The organism is Pantoea sp. X-Soil-OKNW-556, from assembly GCF_059730695.1.
Genome location: NZ_AP035990.1, coordinates 807,606 through 822,261, shown reverse-complemented (window position 1 = coordinate 822,261; position 14,656 = coordinate 807,606). Strand labels below are relative to the sequence as shown.

General features: G+C 55.0%; 13 protein-coding genes. 1 reads left to right on the top strand and 12 read right to left on the bottom strand.

Annotation, left to right across the window (positions count from 1 at the left end; translation table 11 throughout):
* Nucleotides 1-8: 8 nt before the first annotated feature.
* Complete coding sequence (gene yacG, locus AC6I8T_RS03625; protein ID WP_021184729.1) at nt 9-206, top strand: DNA gyrase inhibitor YacG; 198 nt, start codon at nt 9-11, stop codon at nt 204-206.
* Between the two features lie 24 nt (nt 207-230).
* Here the strand turns inward: yacG and mutT are convergent, their stop codons facing one another.
* The 12 genes from mutT to murD all read right to left on the bottom strand — a co-directional run bounded on the left by mutT (nt 231) and on the right by murD (nt 14,656).
* Nucleotides 231-626, bottom strand: a complete 396-nt coding sequence (mutT, locus tag AC6I8T_RS03620) for an 8-oxo-dGTP diphosphatase MutT (protein WP_021184730.1) — start codon at nt 624-626, stop codon at nt 231-233.
* A gap of 97 nt (nt 627-723) precedes the next feature.
* The gene (gene secA, locus AC6I8T_RS03615; protein ID WP_208724785.1) at nt 724-3,429 is read right to left on the bottom strand and encodes a preprotein translocase subunit SecA; all 2,706 of its coding nucleotides are present in this window, start codon (nt 3,427-3,429) and stop codon (nt 724-726) included.
* A gap of 69 nt (nt 3,430-3,498) precedes the next feature.
* Nucleotides 3,499-4,005, bottom strand: a complete 507-nt coding sequence (gene secM, locus AC6I8T_RS03610) for a secA translation cis-regulator SecM (RefSeq protein ID WP_208724784.1) — start codon at nt 4,003-4,005, stop codon at nt 3,499-3,501.
* A 267-nt stretch (nt 4,006-4,272) separates the two neighbouring features.
* Nucleotides 4,273-5,190: a UDP-3-O-acyl-N-acetylglucosamine deacetylase gene (gene lpxC / locus AC6I8T_RS03605; RefSeq protein WP_021184733.1), complete on the bottom strand. Its 918-nt coding sequence runs from the start codon at nt 5,188-5,190 to the stop codon at nt 4,273-4,275.
* Between the two features lie 101 nt (nt 5,191-5,291).
* A complete protein-coding gene (gene ftsZ, locus AC6I8T_RS03600; RefSeq protein WP_021184734.1) occupies nt 5,292-6,446 on the bottom strand; it encodes a cell division protein FtsZ in 1,155 nt (384 codons plus the stop codon).
* A gap of 71 nt (nt 6,447-6,517) precedes the next feature.
* The gene (gene ftsA, locus AC6I8T_RS03595; RefSeq protein WP_013507861.1) at nt 6,518-7,774 is read right to left on the bottom strand and encodes a cell division protein FtsA; all 1,257 of its coding nucleotides are present in this window, start codon (nt 7,772-7,774) and stop codon (nt 6,518-6,520) included.
* Complete coding sequence (gene ftsQ, locus AC6I8T_RS03590) at nt 7,771-8,610, bottom strand: cell division protein FtsQ (protein WP_021184735.1); 840 nt, start codon at nt 8,608-8,610, stop codon at nt 7,771-7,773. Before ftsQ ends, ftsA begins: the two co-directional genes overlap by 4 nt.
* Before the next feature lies 1 nt (nt 8,611).
* A complete protein-coding gene (locus AC6I8T_RS03585; RefSeq protein ID WP_208724783.1) occupies nt 8,612-9,532 on the bottom strand; it encodes a D-alanine--D-alanine ligase in 921 nt (306 codons plus the stop codon).
* Nucleotides 9,525-11,000, bottom strand: a complete 1,476-nt coding sequence (murC, locus tag AC6I8T_RS03580) for a UDP-N-acetylmuramate--L-alanine ligase (RefSeq protein ID WP_208724782.1) — start codon at nt 10,998-11,000, stop codon at nt 9,525-9,527. Before murC ends, AC6I8T_RS03585 begins: the two co-directional genes overlap by 8 nt.
* A 70-nt stretch (nt 11,001-11,070) precedes the next feature.
* Nucleotides 11,071-12,129: an undecaprenyldiphospho-muramoylpentapeptide beta-N-acetylglucosaminyltransferase gene (murG, locus tag AC6I8T_RS03575; protein WP_208724781.1), complete on the bottom strand. Its 1,059-nt coding sequence runs from the start codon at nt 12,127-12,129 to the stop codon at nt 11,071-11,073.
* A complete protein-coding gene (gene ftsW / locus AC6I8T_RS03570; protein ID WP_021184739.1) occupies nt 12,126-13,340 on the bottom strand; it encodes a cell division protein FtsW in 1,215 nt (404 codons plus the stop codon). Before ftsW ends, murG begins: the two co-directional genes overlap by 4 nt.
* On the bottom strand, nt 13,340-14,656 hold the full coding sequence (gene murD, locus AC6I8T_RS03565; protein ID WP_208724780.1) for a UDP-N-acetylmuramoyl-L-alanine--D-glutamate ligase: 1,317 nt from the start codon (nt 14,654-14,656) through the stop codon (nt 13,340-13,342). Before murD ends, ftsW begins: the two co-directional genes overlap by 1 nt.

Here is a 14,656-nt window from a genome sequence, read left to right as displayed (position 1 = left end):
AGGATGTTATGCAGGAAGAAATGATTGTTGTACCTTGCCCCAATTGCGGTAAAGACGTGATGTGGGACGAACTGAGTCCCTGGCGCCCATTTTGTAGCAAACGTTGCCAGCTGATTGATTTAGGCGAATGGGCAGCAGAAGAAAAACGTATTGCCAGCAGCGGTGATATGACCGACAGCGACGACTGGAGCGAAGAACAACAGTAACTATCAGGGGCCTGGCCCCTGATATCAGATTTCTCCCGCCACCAGGCGTGCAATCAATGCATGGTTTGCGGGTGGGAATTCTTCTGCAACCAAGGCTGTTTGCTCGACCCAGCGTTGCGGCTGCCCTTCCTTACCCCAGGGCTCGCCATGCCAACCTTCCACCAGAAAGAAGTGCAGCGTGACACGCAAATCTTCATAGCTGTGATCAGCCTGCCCAATTGGCTGAGCTGCCGTCACTTCAATCCCCGTCTCTTCCATTAGCTCACGCTTCAACGCCTGTTCAGCGGTTTCGTCCTGTTCGATTTTGCCGCCAGGAAACTCCCATTTGTTAGCCATGTGGGAACTTGCTGCACGTTGAGCAAGGAAGATCTGGTGACTGGCATTGCGAATGATGCCCACCGCGACTTGCAGGTGTTTCATAAGCTGAATTCCGCTAAAAGAATAAAATGAGTCGCTGATTCTAAAGCAGTCACCGTGAAAACGCATAAAAAAAGGAGCCAATCGGCTCCTTTCTTTATCAGGCCAGACGGCCGTGGCACTGCTTATATTTTTTACCTGAACCACATGGGCAAGGATCGTTACGACCGACCTTGCGTTCGCCGCCCTGCGCCGCCAGCGCGGCAGCCGCTGCGGTCTCATCATCAACATGACTCAACTGCTGCTGCTGTGCCAGACGCTCAGCTTCTTCACGACGCTGTTGCTCCATCGCTTCAACTTCTTCCGGCATACGCACCTGAACTTTGCTCAGGGTGCTGATCACTTCGTATTTCAGCGATTCCAGCATGGCGGCAAACATGGAGAAAGATTCGCGCTTGTATTCCTGCTTCGGATCTTTCTGCGCGTAACCACGCAGATGAATACCCTGACGCAGATAATCCATCGCAGCCAGATGCTCTTTCCACAGTGAGTCCAGCGTTTGCAGCATCACGCCTTTTTCAAAGTTACGCATCATTTCCACGCCCACCACTTCTTCTTTGGCAGCGTAGCTTTCTGTCGCATGCTTCATGATGCGCTCGCGCAGCGTCTCTTCATGCAGGTCAGGTTCTTTATCCAGCCATTCCGCAATCGGCAGATCCAGGTCGAAATCAGTACGCAGACGCTCTTCAAGGCCAGGCACATCCCACATTTCCTCCAGCGACTGCGGCGGAATATAGGTGTCGATGGTTGCTTTAAACACATCCTCACGGATGCTGTTGATGGTTTCTGATACATCAGACACATCCAGCAGCTCGTTACGCTGGCTGTAGATCGCGCGGCGCTGATCGTTAGCAACATCATCATACTCAAGCAGCTGCTTACGGATGTCGAAGTTACGGCTTTCTACTTTACGCTGCGCATTGGCAATCGCTTTGGTTACCCACGGGTGTTCAATCGCTTCACCTGGCTTCATCCCCAGCTTACGCATCATGTTAGAGACACGATCCGAGGCGAAGATACGCATCAATGCATCTTCCATTGACAGGTAGAAACGTGAAGAACCGGCGTCACCCTGACGGCCCGCACGGCCACGCAGCTGGTTATCGATACGACGCGATTCATGGCGCTCAGTACCGATAATATGCAAACCACCGGCAGCCAGAACCGCTTCATGACGCTGCTGCCAGGCGGCTTTGATTTCTTCAATCTGTGCGTCGGTTGGCGCTTCCAGCTCCGCCACTTCTGCATGCCAGTTACCACCCAGCATAATGTCAGTACCACGACCCGCCATGTTTGTGGCGATGGTCACAGCACCAGGCTGACCAGCCTGTGCCACGATATCTGCTTCGCGGGCGTGGAATTTGGCGTTCAGTACGCTGTGTTTGATGCCGGCACGCGTCAGTTCGTTGGAGACCACTTCAGATTTTTCAATTGAAATGGTACCCACCAGTACCGGCTGCCCATTGGCAGTACAGGCACGAATATCTTCAATGATGGCATCAATCTTCTCTTTCTCGGTCATGTAGACCAGATCGGCCATATCTTTACGCACCATCGGACGGTTGGTTGGCACCACGATGGTATCGAGTTTGTAGATCGAGCTAAATTCAAAGGCTTCGGTATCCGCTGTACCGGTCATACCGGCCAGTTTTTCGTAGATACGGAAATAGTTCTGGAAGGTGATGGACGCCAGCGTCTGGTTTTCGTTCTGGATCTCCACGCCTTCTTTGGCTTCAACCGCCTGATGCAGACCATCAGACCAACGACGTCCCTGCATCGTACGACCGGTGTGTTCATCAACGATCACAACCTCGCCATCTTTAACGATGTAGTCAACGTCACGGGTGAACAACGCATGCGCACGCAGAGCCGCAGTGACATGGTGCATCAGCATAATGTTGGTCGGTGAATAGAGAGATTCACCCTCATCCATAATGTTCTGGCTAACCAGCAGTTCTTCGACTTTAACCAGACCGCGCTCAGTCATATGTGCCTGACGCGCTTTTTCATCCACCCAGAAGTCACCTTCGCCCTGGAAGGTATCGGAATCTTCTTTGTCCTGACGGATCAGGTGCGGGATGATTTTGTTGACCTTGATATACAGGTCAGAGCTGTCTTCAGCCGGGCCAGAGATGATCAGCGGCGTACGCGCTTCATCGATCAGGATGGAGTCGACCTCATCCACCAGCGCATAATGCAGTTTACGCTGCACGCGCTCTTCCGGGCTGAAAGCCATGTTGTCACGCAGATAGTCGAAACCGTACTCGTTGTTGGTACCGTAGGTGATATCGGCAGCATAGGCAGCGCGTTTGGCAATTGACGGCATACCTGGCAGGTTGATACCCACGGTCAGACCAAGGAATTCAAACAGCGGACGGTTATTTTCGGCGTCACGTTGAGCAAGGTAATCGTTCACGGTTACGACGTGGACGCCTTTGCCACTCAGGGCATTCAGGTAAGCAGGCAGCGTAGCTGTCAGGGTTTTACCTTCACCGGTACGCATCTCAGCGATGCAACGTTCGTTGAGTACCATGCCGCCAATCAACTGCACGTCGAAATGGCGCATGCCAAACACACGCTTACTTGCCTCACGTACGGTGGCGAAGGCTTCCGGGATCAAGCTTTCCAGGCTTTCACCTTTTTCCAGACGCTCGCGGAATAAACCCGTTTTCGCTTTCAATTCGTCATCGGAGAGCTTTTCAAAATCCGGCTCCATCTTATTGATGACATCCACGACTTTGCGCATGCGGCGCAGAGTACGATCATTGCTACTACCAAAAACTTTAGTTAATAATTTGATTAACATGATAATTATTTTCTCAATTCAGTCGTGACACCACGAACTGCGCAATCTAAACAAAGTGAGTGAAAAAGGTTAGCAGTTGAGCAATGAAGGTCCGGCGCGAATGCCCTGAAGAGCAGACAACCAGAAAGCGGGGGTATTAATTTGCGGTTCTGAGACGCGAACGGCACGTTGCGGTTCGGCAACCATCTGTGGCATCGCCGGTGAAGTCAGCAATGCTTGTAATGAATCGATGAGCGCCAGCTTTTGTGCTGCCAGCGGAGCCACCTGATCGCTCTGCGCCTGCGCCGGTGGCGTCATGCTGAAAGAGAGATGGCGAATAACGGTGCGAATGGCATGTTGATGCCAGTAATCGACATTAAAACTTGGGCGGCGTGCCGTTTCCTGGAGACGGATCAGGTGGTCGAAACGGACGATATTACCGACAAACAGGCTGCTGACAGGCGTATCAGCGGAAGTAGGTTCGGAGGTTTGCGCACACGCGGGCAAGCCAAAACTGGCTGCAACCATCCCCAACAGGAGATGCGGCCAGAAGTAGCGTCTGCCAAATTGTCGCCAGCGTGAGAAAATCCCGATCACAACCCGTCCACAATGCTTCAGTAAAATAGTATTCCCGCCTGCGGCGGTACTTACCCTGCCAATTCAGGCGCCTGATAATAGCATTTATGTGTGGCTTCCACACCAGTGATTCAATGGTCGTCGGGCGAATTCACGCTTTTTCGTACAAGAACTAACCCGTGTTGGCAGTGAAATGCGAGTCGTTACGCAGAAAGGATAGAGAATAAAAAACGGCAGGTTCCACTGACCGGAGAGAGTGTCAGGGAGACCCGCCGTTTTATGTCTGACTTACGCCAGAACCAGATTGGGTGCTTTGAATGCCAGCGGCAGTTCAGCTTCGTCTTCGAAGGTTGCCCATTCCCAGGCTTCCTGCTTCGCCAGTACCGCTTGCAGCAGCTTGTTGTTCAATGCATGGCCTGATTTAAAGGCGGTAAACGCGCCAATAACGTTGTGGCCGCACATAAACAGGTCGCCGATCGCGTCCAGCATTTTGTGACGAACGAACTCATCCTCAAAGCGCAGACCTTCTTCGTTCAGTACGCGGAAATCATCGAGGCCAATCGCACAATCTAAACTACCGCCCAGGCACAGGCCTTTAGACTGCAGATATTCGATTTCACGCATAAAGCCGAAGGTACGCGCACGACTGATCTGGCGAACAAACGCCTCGGCCGAGAAGTTCAGCTGATAGCGCTGCGAACTTGAATCAATTGCCGGATGTTTGAAATCGATGGTGAAGTCGAGTGAGAAACCATTGTACGGTTTAATCTCTGCCCACTTGTCGCCATCTTCAACGCGCACCGCTTGCTTAACACGCACAAATTTCTTCGCGCTGTTCAGCTCTTCGATGCCCGCATCCATCAGCAGATAGATAAAAGGTGCAGCACTGCCGTCCATGATCGGGATTTCCGGCGCATCGACTTCAACAATGATGTTGTCGATACCCAGACCCGCCAGCGCGGCGTTCAGGTGTTCTACGGTCGAAATACGCACGCCTTCATCATTCACCAGGCAAGTACTCAGCATGGTGTCGCGCACGTATTTTGCATCAGCCGGGAAATCTACCGGTGGATTCAAGTCTGTGCGACGATAGATGACCCCGGTATTAGCCGACGCAGGGCGTAAGGTCAGCGTGACTTTTTTGCCGGTATGTAAACCGACGCCAGTCGCCTGAACAATACGTTTTAATGTCCTTTGTTTGATCATCGCATTATCTCGCAATATTACCCATCCGACCGCCAGTATAAATTACCGGCGGGCGAACACTTTAGCACAAAGAGCGGAGAATCCCAATTCTCGGGATATTCTTAGTCGGCCTGCTTACGCAGAAACGCCGGAATATCCAGATAGTCAGGCTCTTTGCTTGACGAAGCCGCCGGGTCGTTAACCACTTTCGCAGCAGGTTTTTGCTCCTGCGGCAGCGGTGCCATGCCATGCTGCTGGTAACGATGGTCCATCACTGGCTGGCTGGCCGGTTTGTTGGTCACCAGGGTGATTTCCGGACGCTTGTCCATACCGATACCAGTCGCGACCACGGTCACACGCAGTTCATCGTTCATCTCTGGATCCAGAGAAGTACCGATTACCACGGTAGCGTTGTCTGAAGCGAAGGCACGGATGGTGTTACCCACGGTTTCGAACTCGTCGAGACGCAGATCGAAGCCAGCGGTGATGTTAACCAGCACCCCACGCGCGCCAGACAGGTCGATATCTTCCAGCAGCGGGCTGGAGATCGCCATTTCGGCCGCTTCTTCCGCACGGTCTTCACCACATGCCACGCCAGAACCCATCATGGCGTAACCCATCTCTGACATCACCGTACGTACGTCGGCGAAGTCAACGTTCATCAGACCCGGACGGGTAATCAGCTCGGCGATACCCTGCACCGCACCTTTCAGTACGTCGTTAGCTGCACCGAAGGCATCCAGCAGAGAAATGCCACGACCCAGCACTTTCAGCAGCTTGTCGTTCGGAATCGTGATCAGTGAATCGACATGCTTCGACAGTTCAGCGATACCCTGCTCGGCAAAAGCCATGCGCTTTTTACCTTCGAAGTTGAAGGGCTTAGTCACCACCGCAACGGTCAGGATACCCAAATCTTTCGCGACTTCCGCAACCACCGGTGCCGCACCCGTACCGGTACCGCCGCCCATGCCCGCCGCAATAAACACCATGTCTGCCCCATCCAGCGCAGAACGCAGTGCTTCGCGATCTTCTTCCGCTGAAGTGCGACCGACTTCCGGGTTTGCACCCGCACCCAGACCCTTGGTGATATTGGTCCCGATCTGGATAGTCTGGCCGACCGCCGTTTTACGTAACGCCTGCGCGTCGGTGTTCACAGCGAAGAATTCCACACCTTCGATACGCTCGCGTACCATGTGTTCTACGGCGTTGCCACCGCCACCGCCGACGCCGATGACTTTAATCACCGCGTCATTGGTCAATTCCATAGGTTCAAACATGATTTCTCTCCGTTATGTGCCTGTCGCCTGGAGATCATAAAAACTGCCAGCATGATCCCCTTTTACAAAAATTAAAACTCTTTCTTCAGCCAGCTGTTGATTCGTTTGAACCAGTTACCCACTGAAGCACGTTTTTCCGTTTCCGCATCACCATTCATATGTGACTCTTTGCCGTAATGCAGCAGACCAACTGCGGTTGAATAGTACGGCTCCTGCGCATAATCCGTCAGGCCGGTGATGTTCAGTGGCTGACCAATACGCACCTGCGTGTGAAAAACACGCTGGGCGCAGGCCGCCAGGCCTTCAATCTGCGCCGCGCCACCGGTCAGCACAATACCGGCTGCCAGATGGTGCTTCACGCCCTGCTGGCGCAGCTGTTCCTGCAATTGCAGAATCTCGTCATTCACCAGATTCAGCAGTTCGGTGTAACGCGGCTCAATCACTTCTGCCAGCGTCTGACGCTGCAAACTACGCGGTGGGCGTCCACCCACACTCGGGACTTCCACATTTTCGTCTTTACCGACGATGGAACCCAGCGCGCAGCCATGACGAACTTTAATCGCTTCAGCGTCCGTCGGCGGTGTACCAAAAGCGTAAGCGATATCGCTGGTCACCACGTTCCCGGCATACGGGATCACTTTGGTGTGACGCAGCGCGCCGCCGGTATACACCGCGATATCCATAGTACCGCCACCGATGTCGACCACGCACACGCCCAATTCGCGCTCATCTTCCGTCAACACCGAGAAGCTGGAAGCCAAACCGGCAAAAATCAGTTGGTCCACTTTCAGACCGCATCGTTCCACCGCTTTCACGATATTTTTCGCCATATCGTTGTGGCAGGTGATCAAATGAACTTTCGCCTGCATGCGCACACCGGACAGCCCAACCGGATTCTTAATGCCTTCCTGGTAGTCGATGGCATATTCCTGCGGAATCACATGCAGGATACGATGTTCATCACGAACGCGAACCGATTTAGCGGTATGCACCACGTTCTCTACATCATCCTGAGTGACTTCCTCTTCGGAAATCGGAACCATCCCGATTTCGTTCTGACAACTGATATGTTTGCCCGATAAAGCAAGGTAGACGGATGAAATCTGGCAATCTGCCATCAGTTCAGCCTGATCGATGGCGCGCTGCACGCATTTCACCACCGACTCAAGGTCATTCACGCCACCTTTGTCCATACCGCGAGACGGGCAGCTGCCCACCCCAATAATGTTGACCATACCATCGGGCAGAATTTCCCCAACCAGGGCGGCGACCTTCGCGGTGCCGATTTCAAGTCCTACTACCAGTTTTCTGTCCGTTGCCTTGATCATTGTTGTTTAGCCTGTGCCTGGTTCTGTTGCTGATTGACTTCCTGTGGCTCTAACGGTGCCGGTGTCCATCCTACGGCAGCACCCGAGTCATAGCGCAAATCGACATAGCTGATGCGCTTGTTACCGCTCTGGGCCTGCTGTTGCAGTTCCGGGTAGAGCTCAATAAAACGGTTCAGACGCTTCATGGTATCGCTGCGCCCCAACTCGATGCGCACATCATCGCTGGTCACCAGCTGCCACGAGCGCCGCGCCGTCATCGACGCGACCTTCAGGGTAAACTTGCTGGCCTTCAGTACATCACTCATGGTGTGATACCCGGCCAGCACCTCTTTCTCACTGCCTTCCGGCCCGTACAGCATTGGCATGGTTTCTTTACCAATGTGACTGGCCGGGATACTGAAGGAGACACCATCAGCGTCCACCATGTGCAGGTCATTCCAGCGAGCCACCGGAACATACTCCACCAGGTTAATCTTCAGCTCATCAGGCCACTGCTTACGCACGCTGACCTGTTTAATCCACGGCAAACGTTCAATTTGCTGCTGGATAATGTCGACATCCTGCGACATAAAGGTGCCCGGTGCGCCGAGTGACAAAATCGCCTGGCGAATGTCATCATGCGTGGTGTAATGCGTTTCACCGGTCACCACCAGTTTCGATAATGGCAGGCGAGATGCATCGTTCATCCACTTCAACACCACCAGCCCGCCAGCCACCATAATGCCTAACACAATCAGCAGGAACACGATGCCGAAAAGCCGGGCACCGTTGCTACGCCCGGAGCGCGTGCGCTCCTGGGGTTCGCGGTTGCGTACGTTCAGCGCCGCCTGTGACATATCAGTCGGCCAACTCCAGAATACGGGCAACCAGCTGCGGGAAGCTGAGTCCCGCCTGCTTCGCTGCCATCGGCACCAGACTATGGCTGGTCATTCCTGGCGAAGTATTCACTTCCAGCAGCTGGAAATTATCCTCACCGTCGACCATCACATCCACTCGTCCCCAGCCGCTGCAACCTAATGCCCGCCAGGCCGCCAGTACCAACGACTGCAATTCTGCTTCACGCTCAACACTCAAGCCGCTCGGGCAGAAGTATTGAGTATCGTCAGAAATGTATTTTGCTTCATAGTCATAGAACTCACTGGCAGTTTGAATTTTGATGGATGGCAGAATCTGGTCGCCTAAAATGCCGACGGTGTATTCCGCACCACTCAAAAACGCTTCCACCAGCACGTCATCATCGTGACGAAACGCTTCTGCCAGCGCCGCCGGTAACGCATCACGCGTATTAACCCGGCTGATCCCCACGCTTGAACCTTCGCAGCTTGGTTTGACGAACACCGGTAAGCCCAGTGCATCAATATCGGCCAACGTCTGCGCATCCAGCCCGTTTTCCTGCTGCTGACGCGTCAGCCAGACAAATTTTCCAGCCGGCAATCCCCTGCCCTGCCACAGCAATTTGCTGCGCAGTTTATCCATGGTGATCGCCGAGGCCATAACACCGCTGCCGGTGTAGGGGATCTGCTGGAATTCCAGCACCGCCTGCAAAGTACCGTCTTCACCGCCACGACCATGCAGGGCAATGAAAGCTTTATCAAATCCTTGTTGTTTCAGGGTGAGAACTGAAACATCGCGCGTATCCACCGGATGCGCGTCAATACCCATCTCGCGCAATCCAGCCAGCACCGCGCTACCGGACATCAACGAAACTTCACGCTCCGCCGAGGTGCCGCCAAACAAAACCGCTACCTTCTCAGCCATTGCGCACCTCCGCCTTCACTGCGGGCTGTAAACGGATTTCCGCCAGCTTGCGCGCGATTTTGCCAATATTACCTGCGCCCTGAACAATCACCAGGTCGTTGCCACTCAACAGGGGTGCCAGCGTCTCTGGCAGCGCATCGTGTTCAGACACCAGAATCGGGTCAACTTTACCGCGACCACGAATCGCGCGGCACAGCGAACGGCTATCCGCTCCCGGAATCGCGGCTTCGCCCGCCGGATACACATCCAGCATCAGCAACACATCCACCTGTGACAACACGTTGGCAAAGTCGTCAAACAGATCGCGGGTGCGCGTGTAGCGATGCGGCTGAAATACCATCACCAATTTTTTCTCAGGCCAGCCAGCGCGCGCAGCTTTGATCGTCACATCCACCTCGGTGGGGTGATGACCATAATCGTCGACCAGCATCGCGCTACCCGGCGTACCGTTAACCGGGGCGGTATCAAACTCACCCAGCACATCAAAACGTCGGCCCGTGCCCTGGAAGCTTTCGAGCGCAGCCAGAATCGCGTTGTCGTCGATGCCTTCTTCGGTCGCTACCGCCACCGCAGCCGCTGCGTTGAGCGCGTTATGGCGACCCGGCGCATTCAGCGTCACATGCAGCACTGGCTTGTCGTGACGAATCAGGGTGAAGTGCCCCTGTGCACCACGCTGCTCATAATTTTCGATGCGCACATCAGCATCTTCGCTAAAACCGTAGGTGGTGAGTTGACGGCCGACGCGCGGGATCAAATCGCGGATCACCACATCATCGACACACATCACCGCACGGCCGTAGAACGGCAGGTTATGCAGGAAATTGATAAACGTCTGTTTCAGGTTCTCGAAATCGCCCTGATAGGTATCCATATGATCGGCTTCGATATTGGTGACAATCGCCACCATCGGTTGCAGATGCAAGAACGACGCATCGCTTTCATCCGCTTCAGCAATCAGATAACGACTGCTGCCCAGCCGTGCATGGGTACCTGCGGCTTTCACCAGGCCACCGTTGACGAAGGTCGGATCCAGGCCACCTTCGGCATAAATACTGGCTACCATCGCGGTAGTGGTGGTTTTGCCGTGCGTACCGGCAATCGCGATGCCGTGGCGGAAGCGCATCAGCTCCGCCAGCATCTCTGCGCGACGAATCACCGGGATACGCTGTTCACGCGCCGCCACCAGTTCCGGGTTGTCCTGCGCCACGGCAGTGGAGACCACCACCACACTCGCATCGGTCACGTTTTCCGGGCGATGATTGAAATAGATCGTTGCGCCCAGCGATGCCAGATGCTGCGTCACCGGGTTGGGTGCCAAATCGGAACCGCTAATATGATAACCTTCGTTCGCCAACACTTCGGCAATACCGCCCATGCCAGCACCGCCAATGCCGACAAAGTGGATGTGCCGGACGCGACGCATCTCGGGCACAATGGAACGCAGTTTTGCCAATTGTTGTGTATTCATCTGTCTCTGTTACCTGTGTTTTCCATTTGTACCTGAACCAGGTACGGGTCAATCTGACTGACCGATTAACTTACTTCGCGGCGCGCGCAACTTCCTGAGCAACCCGTTCAGTTGCATCGGGAATCGCCACCTGGCGGGCTTTTTCTGCCATCTCCAGCAAGGTAGCGCGATCCCAGTGGCGCAGCGTCTCCGCGACCACAGCTGCGGTGAACTGCGGCTGCTCAAAAATTTTGGCTGCGCCGGCCTGCTCCAGCGGCAACGCATTCCAGTACTGCTGACGATCTTTATGCATGAAAGGCACGAAAATCGCCGGTAAGCCTGCGGCGGCCACTTCACTGACGGTCAGCGCACCGGAACGGCACACCACCACATCAGCCCAGGCATAAGCAGCAGCCATGTCATCGATGAACTCGGTGACTTTATGCTGCGGCTGACCGGCATCGCGATACGCCTGTTGCACCGTCTCCAGCGCACCTTTGCCGGTCTGATGCCATAACGTGATGACATCACCCAGTTCAGCGGCAACCTGCGGCAGCGTCTGATTGAGGATACGCGCCCCCTGGCTGCCCCCTACGACCAGCACACGTACCGGACCGCTACGGCCAGTCAGGCGTTCAGCAGGTAACGGCAGTGCCAACACATCGGTACGTACCGGGTTTCCAACCACATCCGCATTGGGGAATGCGCCGGGAAAAGCCTGCATCACTTTGCTGGCGATCTTTGCCAGCCATTTGTTGGTCAGCCCGGCGATACCGTTCTGTTCATGCAACACCACCGGGATACCGCAGCTCCATGCCGCCAGACCACCAGGGCCAGACACATAACCGCCCATACCCAATACCACATCTGGCTGCCAGTTCTTCATGATGCGGCGCGCCTGACGCCAGGCATTAAAGATGCGCAGCGGTGCCAGCAGTTGGGCTTTCATCCCTTTGCCACGTAATCCGCTGATGCGGATAAAATCAATCTCGATACCATGTTTTGGCACCAGATCGGCTTCCATGCGATCGGCGGTCCCCAGCCAGCGTACCTGCCAGCCCTGTTCCATCAGATGATGGGCGACAGCCAGACCAGGGAACACATGTCCACCGGTTCCACCTGCCATCACCATCAGTCGCTTCCCACTCATCGACCACCTCGGGTAAACGCCTGGGCTTTCGCCAGACGCGTTTCATAATCTATGCGCAACAAAAACACGATGGCCGTCGACATAATGATCAAACTGGAACCACCGTAACTAATTAGCGGTAACGTCAGACCTTTGGTCGGCAGCATACCGGCAGCCGCACCGACGTTAACCAATGCCTGGAAGCTGAACCATACGCCGATGGAACAGGCCAGAAAGCCGGAAAAACGTTGGTCGATCTCCAGCGCGCGACGGCCAATCGACATCGCGCGAAAAGCGACGAAGAATACCATCAACAGCGCCAAAACCACACCGGCATAACCCAATTCTTCACCGATGATGGAGAAGATAAAGTCGGTATGCGCTTCCGGCAGATACTCCAGTTTCTGCACCGAGTTGCCCAGCCCCTGCCCCCAGAACTCACCACGGCCAAACGCCATCAATGACTGGGTTAACTGGTAGCCGCTACCAAACGGATCTTCCCACGGGTTCCAGAAAGACGTCACACGACGCATACGATAGGGTTCCGCGATAATCAGCAGCACCACGGCGAAAATACCGGAACCGATGATTGCGAGGAACTGCCACAACTTCGCACCTGCCAGAAACAGCATCGCCAGCGTGGTGACAAACAGCACCACCACCGTTCCGAGGTCGGGCTGCGCCAGCAGTAACACCGCCAGCACCACCATCACGCCCATCGGTTTACAGAAGCCCCAGAAGTTGTTACGTACCTCTTCCACTTTGCGCACCAGATAGCTGGCGAGATAGCAGAACAGCGACAGCTTCGATAGCTCCGCAGGCTGAATACGCAGCGGTCCCAATGCAATCCAGCGCGATGCACCGTTGACCGAGCTACCCACCACCAGCACCACCAGCAGCATCACTACGGACACCACCAGCATGGCATTGCTGTAGCGTTGCCAAAAATCCATCGGCACGCGCAAAGTGACCAGCGCCATACCGAACGCCAGTGCGATATAAAAAGCATCACGCTTGGCAAAATAGAACGGGTCTTCATTCAAGCGCTGCCCCACCGGCATTGAGGCCGAGGTCACCATAATGAAGCCCACCAGGGCCAGACCAAACGTCAGCCACAGCAGCGTGCGGTCGTACAGCACCACCGGCGCATCTTCGTTTTCCCGCGCGCCCATCACCCAATCTTTCAGGCGCAGGGAGAGGAAGCTGGCTACACCGGCACCGGGAATGCGCATCAGCCTAACTCCTTCGCCAGTTGCGCGAACTGATCGCCACGCTGTTCAAAATTACGGAACTGATCGAGGCTGGCGCAGGCTGGTGACAGCAGCACCATATCGCCCGCTTTTGCCTGCTGCGCGATCTGTTCCATTGCCTGCTGCATGGTTTCAGTGCGGGTAGCCACGTCCGGCCGTAAGGCCGCCAGTGCATCGCCGTCACGGCCAAAGCAGAACAGTCGCACGTTGTCACCTTGCAGATAACGCGCCAACGGGCTGAAATCAGCGGATTTACCATCGCCGCCCAGCAATAGCCACAGCGTGCCTTTGACCTGCAAACCATTCAACGCGGCTTCAGTGCTGCCAACATTGGTGGCTTTGGAGTCGTTAATCCAACGAATACCGTGCGCTTCATGTGCCAGTTGGAAGCGATGCGGCAAGCCGGTAAAGGTGGTCAGCGCTTTCAGGCTGGAGGCTCGCGGGATATTCACCGCATCAGCCAGCGCCAGCGCCGCTAACGCATTGGTGAAGTTGTGTTGCCCCACCAACTTCATTTCGTCGGTGTTCAGCACCTTCTCACCTTTCACGCGCAGCCAGGTACTGCCCTGCTGCCGGTTGAGATGATAATCACCGATATCGATACCAAAGCTGACGCAGCGGGTATCGGCACCGCGTACCGGCATGGTCATGCCGTCATCGGCGTTAACCACACAAATCCGGGCGTTTTCGTAGATGCGCAGTTTGGCAGCGCGGTACTGCTGCATGCCCAACGGATAGCGATCCATATGATCTTCCGTCACGTTGAGGATGGTCGCCGCTGCCGCTTTCAAGCTGTAAGTGGTTTCCAACTGGAAGCTGGAGAGTTCCAGCACGTACAGCTGAGCCGGGGATTTCAGCAGTGACAACGCCGGTAAACCGATATTGCCACCCACGCCCACCTGCCAGCCTGCGGCACGCGCCATTTCGCCCACCAGGGTGGTCACGGTGCTTTTACCGTTAGAGCCGGTAATCGCCACAATCGGTGCCTGCGCTTCACGACAGAACAGCTCGATATCACCCACGATTTCGATACCGGCATCTGCCGCTTCGCTCAACGCCGGGTGCGCAAGGGCAATACCTGGGCTGGCGATAATTAAATCGGCCGCCAGCAACCAGTCGTTGTTCAGTCCACCGACATAGCGCTCCACCTGTTCTGGCAGCTTATCCAGACCCGGCGGTGACACACGGGTGTCCATCACGCGGGGCGTTACGCCCTGCGCTAAAAAGAAATCAACACAGGAGAGGCCGGTCAGCCCCAACCCGATGATGACGACTTTTCTGCCCCGATAGTCAGCCAT

Bases quoted from the DNA above. Each gene is read 5' to 3' on its own strand.
- yacG (WP_021184729.1), top strand. From the start codon at position 9: ATGCAGGAAGAAATGATTGTTGTACCTTGCCCCAATTGCGGTAAAGAC.
- mutT (WP_021184730.1), bottom strand. From the start codon at position 626: ATGAAACACCTGCAAGTCGCGGTGGGCATCATTCGCAATGCCAGTCAC.
- secA (WP_208724785.1), bottom strand. From the start codon at position 3,429: ATGTTAATCAAATTATTAACTAAAGTTTTTGGTAGTAGCAATGATCGT.
- lpxC (WP_021184733.1), bottom strand. From the start codon at position 5,190: ATGATCAAACAAAGGACATTAAAACGTATTGTTCAGGCGACTGGCGTC.
- ftsZ (WP_021184734.1), bottom strand. From the start codon at position 6,446: ATGTTTGAACCTATGGAATTGACCAATGACGCGGTGATTAAAGTCATC.
- ftsA (WP_013507861.1), bottom strand. From the start codon at position 7,774: ATGATCAAGGCAACGGACAGAAAACTGGTAGTAGGACTTGAAATCGGC.
- ftsQ (WP_021184735.1), bottom strand. From the start codon at position 8,610: ATGTCACAGGCGGCGCTGAACGTACGCAACCGCGAACCCCAGGAGCGC.
- AC6I8T_RS03585 (WP_208724783.1), bottom strand. From the start codon at position 9,532: ATGGCTGAGAAGGTAGCGGTTTTGTTTGGCGGCACCTCGGCGGAGCGT.
- murC (WP_208724782.1), bottom strand. From the start codon at position 11,000: ATGAATACACAACAATTGGCAAAACTGCGTTCCATTGTGCCCGAGATG.
- murG (WP_208724781.1), bottom strand. From the start codon at position 12,129: ATGAGTGGGAAGCGACTGATGGTGATGGCAGGTGGAACCGGTGGACAT.
- ftsW (WP_021184739.1), bottom strand. From the start codon at position 13,340: ATGCGCATTCCCGGTGCCGGTGTAGCCAGCTTCCTCTCCCTGCGCCTG.
- murD (WP_208724780.1), bottom strand. From the start codon at position 14,656: ATGGCTGACTATCGGGGCAGAAAAGTCGTCATCATCGGGTTGGGGCTG.